Origin of the sequence: Pseudomonas sp. DCB_AW (genome assembly GCF_026240895.1) — a bacterium.
In the GTDB taxonomy this organism is placed as follows: Bacteria; Pseudomonadota; Gammaproteobacteria; order Pseudomonadales; family Pseudomonadaceae; genus Aquipseudomonas; species Aquipseudomonas kermanshahensis.
In genome coordinates this window covers 399,832-406,620 of record NZ_JAPFCE010000001.1, presented here as the reverse complement: position 1 = coordinate 406,620, position 6,789 = coordinate 399,832, and the positions used below count along the sequence as shown (strand labels likewise).

At 59.6% G+C, this 6,789-nt stretch carries 5 protein-coding genes; 2 read left to right on the top strand and 3 right to left on the bottom strand.

Features of this window, described 5'->3' with window-relative positions; translation table 11 throughout:
• Nucleotides 1–382 precede the first annotated feature (382 nt).
• The gene (cfaB, locus tag OO306_RS01915) at nt 383–1,567 is read right to left on the bottom strand and encodes a C17 cyclopropane fatty acid synthase CfaB (RefSeq protein WP_265967495.1); all 1,185 of its coding nucleotides are present in this window, start codon (nt 1,565–1,567) and stop codon (nt 383–385) included.
• 208 nt (nt 1,568–1,775) lie between these two features.
• Here cfaB and lpdA point away from each other — a divergent pair, with 208 nt between their 5' ends.
• Nucleotides 1,776–3,176 carry a dihydrolipoyl dehydrogenase gene (gene lpdA / locus OO306_RS01910; protein WP_085272144.1) on the top strand — a complete coding sequence of 467 codons (1,401 nt, stop codon included), beginning with the start codon at nt 1,776–1,778 and terminating at the stop codon, nt 3,174–3,176.
• Between the two features lie 155 nt (nt 3,177–3,331).
• Nucleotides 3,332–4,939 carry a tyrosinase family protein gene (locus tag OO306_RS01905; protein ID WP_027592083.1) on the top strand — a complete coding sequence of 536 codons (1,608 nt, stop codon included), beginning with the start codon at nt 3,332–3,334 and terminating at the stop codon, nt 4,937–4,939.
• Nucleotides 4,940–4,984: 45 nt separating this feature from the next.
• On the opposite strand, the gene OO306_RS01900 is transcribed toward OO306_RS01905, so the two are convergent.
• Together OO306_RS01900 and OO306_RS01895 are read right to left on the bottom strand one after the other, a co-directional pair.
• Complete coding sequence (locus tag OO306_RS01900; RefSeq protein WP_265967494.1) at nt 4,985–5,686, bottom strand: DUF2182 domain-containing protein; 702 nt, start codon at nt 5,684–5,686, stop codon at nt 4,985–4,987.
• Between the two features lie 181 nt (nt 5,687–5,867).
• Nucleotides 5,868–6,281: a hypothetical protein gene (locus tag OO306_RS01895; RefSeq protein ID WP_081717437.1), complete on the bottom strand. Its 414-nt coding sequence runs from the start codon at nt 6,279–6,281 to the stop codon at nt 5,868–5,870.
• Between the last annotated feature and the right edge of the window lie 508 nt (nt 6,282–6,789).

Here is a 6,789-nt window from a genome sequence, read left to right as displayed (position 1 = left end):
CCCCCACCCCCCGCCGCACGCGAATTCTGCACCAGAAGACCCCATAGGCTCCTTAATCTCGTGAATCGACTACAGCAGTGTGCCCTTCCGATACCCTCAATCGATGGTGCTTGCACCGGCCTCTTCGCAGCACAAGGCTGCTCCTACAAAGGTTGGACGTTCAGCGGTAAAGGTCCTCGCGGGTCCAAGGCAGGTCATGGTGACCATCGGCATAGGGCTTCACAGCCAGGATCTGGTGCACGGGATTTCTGCACCAGAAGCACCCATCGGCTGCAACAGCTCGGGATGCGAATAGCCCAGTTGATCTCGCCGATTCTATAAGGTGAGTTTCAAGCTTACTCATTCTTCGCAGCGCAAGGCTGCTCCTACAAAGGTTGGACGTTCAGCGGTAAAGGTCCTCGCGGGTCCAAGGCAGGTCATGGTGACCATCGGCATAGGGCTTCACAGCCAAAATCTGGTGCAGGTTGATCCAGCCCTTCTCAAAGGCATAGGCACAACCGGCCAGGTACAGCCGCCAGATACGCAGGGTCTTTTCCGGCACCATGGCTGCGGCGCGGTGCAGCTGGTTCTCCAGGTTTTCGCTCCAGTGGTGCAAGGTCTTGGCGTAATGCAGGCGAAGGCTTTCTACATCGACCACCTCGAGCCCTGTTTCACAGATGCTCGCGCTGATCATCGACAGGTGGGGTAGCTCGCCATGGGGGAACACATAACGGTCGATGAACTCCCCTGCCCCCCGCCCTACCGGCCGGCCATCCACATGCTTGGCGGTGATGCCATGGTTCATCACCAGGCCACCTTCGCGCACAGCACCGAACAGCTTCTGGCAATACAACGGCAGGTTGGCATGCCCCACGTGTTCGAACATGCCGACACTGACTACCTTGTCGAAACGCCCATCCTGGGGAAGGTCACGGTAGTCGAGGATCTGCAGGTCGACCTGCTCGGCCAGCCCTTCCTCCTTCACCCGCTGACGGCCCAGCTTGAGTTGCTCCTTGCTCAAGGTAATACCGAATACCTTGGCACCGTATTCGCGCGCGGCGAAGCGTGACAGGCCGCCCCAGCCACAGCCGACGTCCAGCAGGTAGTCGCCGGCCTGCAAACGCAACTTGCGGCACAGGTGATCGAACTTGTCCTGTTGGGCCTGGGCCAGGGTGTTGTCTGGCTCACGGAAGTAGCCACAGGAGTAAGCCATGTCCGGGTCCAGCCACAGCTGGTAGAACGCGTTGGACAGGTCGTAGTGGTAGGAAATGGCTTCGGCATCGGTGTGTTTGTCGTGGGCGGAACGCTGTGGAACCGCGTCCTCGTCGTCACTCAGCAGCGCCTCGCTGAGTTCGTCGCATACCCGAATGACCTCGCCGATATCGCCTTCAAGCTCCAGCTTGCCTTCAACGAAAGCCTCACCCAGCTCGTTCAAGCTCGGGTGGGTCAGCTGGCTGATCAGTTGAGGCTCCTTGATCAGGATCGTGACTTGCGGGCTGGGCCCAAGATCGAACTGGTTGCCGTCCCACAACTTCAGACGCAAAGGTAAGTGCAGGCTCTGCAACGCAGGTGGAAGTTGCGCAAGCATCAATGACCCTCCCTTCAGGTAACGGGGCGTCACGCCTCATAATTTCGGACGCCTCCGAATCAGGGTAGTTCATTGGTGCCGATTTTGGGCTTTACACGACGATGGTCTAGAACAAACAGACATGAAAGACACGCAGATTGTATACAACTTTAAACGCACAGACTAACCTTGTGCCCCTCTCGCGCTTCTTCATCCTGGAGTTGAACCCATGAAATCCTATGACGTGGTGATCATCGGCGGTGGCCCTGGCGGCTACAACGCGGCAATCCGTGCAGGCCAGCTGGGCCTGACCGTTGCCTGTGTGGAAGGCCGCTCGACCTTGGGCGGCACCTGCCTCAATGTCGGCTGCATGCCGTCCAAGGCGCTGCTGCATGCATCCGAGCTGTACGAGGCCGCCAGCGGCGAGGAGTTCGCCCACCTTGGTATCGAAGTGAAGCCCACCTTGAACCTCGCCCAGATGATGAAGCAGAAGGACGAGAGCGTTACCGGCCTGACCAAGGGCATCGAGTACCTGTTCCGCAAGAACAAGGTCGACTGGGTCAAGGGTTGGGGGCGTCTGGATGGCGTTGGCAAAGTCGTGGTCAAGGCCGAGGACGGCAGCGAAAGCACCCTTCACGCCAAGGACATCGTGATTGCCACCGGTTCCGAGCCCACGCCCCTGCCAGGCGTGACCATCGACAATCAGCGCATCATCGATTCGACCGGTGCCCTGTCCCTGCCCCAGGTGCCCAAGCACCTGATCGTCATCGGCGCCGGCGTCATCGGCCTCGAGCTGGGTTCAGTATGGCGCCGCCTTGGCAGCGAAGTGACTGTCATCGAATACCTCGACCGCATCTGCCCGGGCACCGATGAAGAAACCGCCAAGACCCTGCAGAAGGCCTTGGCCAAGCAAGGCATGAGCTTCAAGCTCGGCAGCAAGGTCACCCAGGCCACCTCGTCGGCCGACGGCGTCAGCCTGACGTTGGAGCCCGCTGCCGGTGGCGACGCACAAACTTTGCAGGCCGACTACGTGCTGGTGGCCATCGGTCGCCGCCCCTACACCCAGGGCCTGAACCTGGAAAGCGTAGGCCTGGCGACCGACAAGCGCGGCATGCTGAGCAACGATCATCACCGCAGCTCGGTGCCTGGCATCTGGGTGATCGGCGATGTCACCTCAGGCCCGATGCTGGCGCACAAGGCTGAAGATGAAGCGGTGTCGTGCATCGAGCGCATCGCCGGCAAGGCCCATGAGGTCAACTACAACCTGATCCCCGGTGTCATTTATACCCGCCCCGAGCTGGCCAGCGTCGGCAAGACCGAAGAACAGCTCAAGGCCGAAGGCCGCGCCTACAAGGTGGGCAAGTTCCCCTTCACCGCCAACAGCCGCGCCAAGATCAACCACGAGACCGAAGGGTTCGCCAAGGTGCTCGCCGATGCCAACACCGACGAGGTACTGGGCGTGCACCTGGTGGGCCCGAGTGTCAGTGAGATGATCGGTGAGTTCTGCGTGGCCATGGAGTTCTCGGCGTCGGCAGAGGACATCGCCCTCACCTGCCACCCGCACCCGACCCGCTCCGAGGCATTGCGCCAGGCGGCGATGAATGTGGAAGGGATGGCGATGCAGATCTGACAAAACCTCGGCCACAGGTGCCGGTGCTGGCACGGTTGATACGGAGATCAACCGTCTGGCGCCCTCCCAGGCAGATTTTTACAACCCGGATATGCTGGACGATGGAGCAGTAAACCCCCGAGTTTTCGGGACCAGTGGCAACAAGGAGGTTCACCATGTCATCCACCCCGCGTGTACGTCGTTCGCTCAGCGATATCCAGGCTGACTACGATCAAGGCAAAAAAGCAGAACTTGAGAATCTGATCCGCGCCTGGAAGGGCATCAAGGATCTTCCCGCTAACGACCCAAACTCCTTCTTCACCCTCGGCGGCCTGCATGGCGAGCCATTCCGTGACAAGGGCAAGACCGACCCCAACTGGTGGGGCGGCTACTGCCAGCACGGGACGGTGCTGTTCCCAAGCTGGCACCGCGCCTACCTCTGGCGCCTGGAAGAGGCGCTGCGCAGCATCCCCGGCTGCAAAGACGTGACCTTGCCGTTCTGGGATGAATGCAGCGATGCATCACGGGAAAACGGTATCCCGTCGGCCCTGACCCAAGAATATTTCGTGCTCGATGGCCAGAAGATCGACAACCCTCTGCGCTCCTTCGTGTTCCCGAAAGCCATCACCGACGAGGTCGAGGACACGCCGATCATCTACAGCAAGCCGGAAGGCTACGAGACAGTGCGTTACCCGCTGTCCGGTTTGGTGGGCACTGATGAAGACCGCGCGAAGACCGACGCCCATAACGCGCAATTCCCAGACCCAGAGCAGAACATCGGCTACCTCAATAGCAACATCAGTACCTGGCTGAGCGGCAAGATCAAGATCGGTGGCAGGTGGCGTGGCGAGGTATTCACCCGCTTCGAAAACTGCCTGGACGCGCCCACCTACACCCTGTTCTCCAATACCACGTCGGCCGCCGCGAAAAACAAGGCTGACCCAGCGGGCACTCACCATGTCTCCCTGGAAGAGCCGCATAACTTCATGCACCTGGCCGTCGGCGGCTTCGACTACCCGGGGCAAGGCAACAATTCGGCGATCCCGGGTGCCAACGGCGACATGGGCGAGAACGAGACCGCCGGCCTGGACCCGATCTTCTTCTTCCACCACTGCTTCATCGACTATGTGTTCTGGACCTGGCAGCGTCGGCAAGGCGCGACTGATGAATTCAGCATCGATGCCACCGATCCCGGCGCCAGCTACTACAAACCCGATGGCGTGCAACCGCCAGCAGGGGCAGCAGGCCTGGACCCGAATGCCATCCTGAGCCTGGACACCACGCTTGACCCGTTCGTGAAGGCCGACGGCAGCCCCTTCACCACCCGTGACTGCTTCAACATCGAAACCCAGCTGGGCTATGGCTATGGCAAAGGCTCGCTGGACGCCTACGCCCAACCCAACAAGCCGTTGCTGTTCAAGGCCGAGGCCGTGCAACCCGCTGGCAAGACCTTGCGGGTCAGCCGCATCAACCGGGGCAAGATCCGCGGTTCGTTCCTGATCAGCGCCTACGCCAAGGTCGATGGCAAGCGCGAATACCTGGGGACCCGGCCGATACTCAGCCGCTGGCATGTCGAAGGCTGCATGAACTGCCAGACCCACCTGGAAGCCACCGCTACCTTCAAGCTGCCACTCAACGCCGACAACTCGGCGATTGATGAAGGCACAATCGAAGTGGAAGTACAGACCCGTGACACGGTGCTCAAACGGCCAGAGGGGGCCAATCTGCTCAATAGCAGCAACGCTGTAGCCGCTGACGTGCCATTCAAACTGGAAACCTACTGAGCCACCGCCGGCGCAGCATCCTAAGCCTGGCTTCGGGTGCTGCGCTCAGGCGCTTGAACGCTGTCGGTCCCTACGCTCATAGGCAATGATGATTGCACCGACAATCATCACGGGCAGATGAACAGACGGCAGGCAAAATGCGATCAGCATCAGCGGCCAGCAGGTGGCGTAGCACCACACCCCATGCAGCGCCCCCTTGGCCAATGGGTTGGCGACGCTGACGGGCCGATGGCAGCGCACAAGGCAATGCGCTCTGAACGCGCACAACTGCCACCCCCCTGCCCCTATCAGCGCCAGCAATCCTGCTGCGAGTTGCGAGCCGGTGAAAGAAACCAGCAACAGCGCAATCATCAACAGCAGTGCACTGCCCGACAGCCACACGCCAAAATACCCCAGCAGAAATGCCGCGACAGCGGGCGCTCGATGGTAGGGCCTTGATTGATGCCACAGATGCGCCAATGGCCCCTGCAGCGCGGGCAGCATCATCGCGACCAGCATCAGCCCCACCGCACCGGTAAAGACGGCGATGTCCATGCTGGAATAATAGAGGCGCAGGTTCAGCCATCCCTCGGTCAACATCGAGGGCGAGCCGGAAATACAGAACGATTCAAGATCGTGGTGGCTGTCGTTATTGAGCGCCATCCAGATAAAAGCAACGAGGCTGGCAGCCCATAACGCGCATTTGAGCGGATCACCGCAGGTGTCGCGCACCCATGCTGGCAGGGGCGCATTAGCCTGGCGCGCCATCAGACGACCTCCCTGTCATCGGCTAGACGGCCTGGCTCATTGCCTGTGCCGCGCTAGTGACTATAGAGCAGGTTGCTAAGGCGTGCCGGTACGCCGACTGATGGTGACAGGCACGCCCGGATGCTACGCAGGCTATGCCGCAGCGCCCTGCAAACAAGAGCGCCGCAGCCTGGCATTACCTTCAGAACGTCGCGTTCTTGAGCGAGATGTGGCAGTTCTTGTAGTCGTAGTCGACCAGTGTCACCACACCGGAAACATTCGATTTTTTCCCAACGGAAAGCGCATTGACCATGCTGGTGTTGGTCGATTCAGCGTGGATATCCACGTCGCCAACGCTCAGCACTACCCGATACGCCTCGAGCCCTTGATTGATCATGGCGACTTCACCGTTAGTGGAGAAGGTCTTGCCGCGGTACAGGCTGTTTGCACGCACCTTATTTTCTTTCGTGACACGGCAGATTTCTGCAAGGCTTTGATCGATGGCTACTGGCGCGGTCGCCTTCTGAATTTCCTGCATTGTTTGCTCAAAATTCGCGCAACCCGAAAGGGCTACGAAAGGCAGCGCGGCGAAGAGGCAATTACGAAGAGCTTTCATGTGGACAACCTTACAGATGATTGAAGAAGTGCTTTGGCCTTGAGCACACCCTGACTGGAGAAATTTCAGACAGTTCCATACGAACCTCGCGGGCTAATGCAGGCGTGGCCGATAGGCGATGGCTAGGCGTTGGGCTGACTTGCGGAAATCGGGCACTACCGATCAGGACGACGGTGGCAGCGAAGTAAGAAGGGGGGACAGCAGGCATCAGTCATTCCTTTGAGGCGCGTTTGAATGTGTTCAATCCCTTGAACCGGCCGAAAGTTATACCAAAAACCGTTTTACTGCGCAAAAAAGCACCAGCTCCTGCTGTTGATCACAGCTGGGTGCTCACAACATTGTTTGACACAAGCACCCGCGAAAATTGGGGCCTGTAGCCGTTGACGCTGTAGCCTCCGCAACAACATAGATTGACACAACCCGTCGGCCTGCCGGTCAAAACCAGCGTCACCGTCTACAGTTTCAGCCGAATCGAATGCCTGGCTCACTGACGTTTCTGCGATCAAGA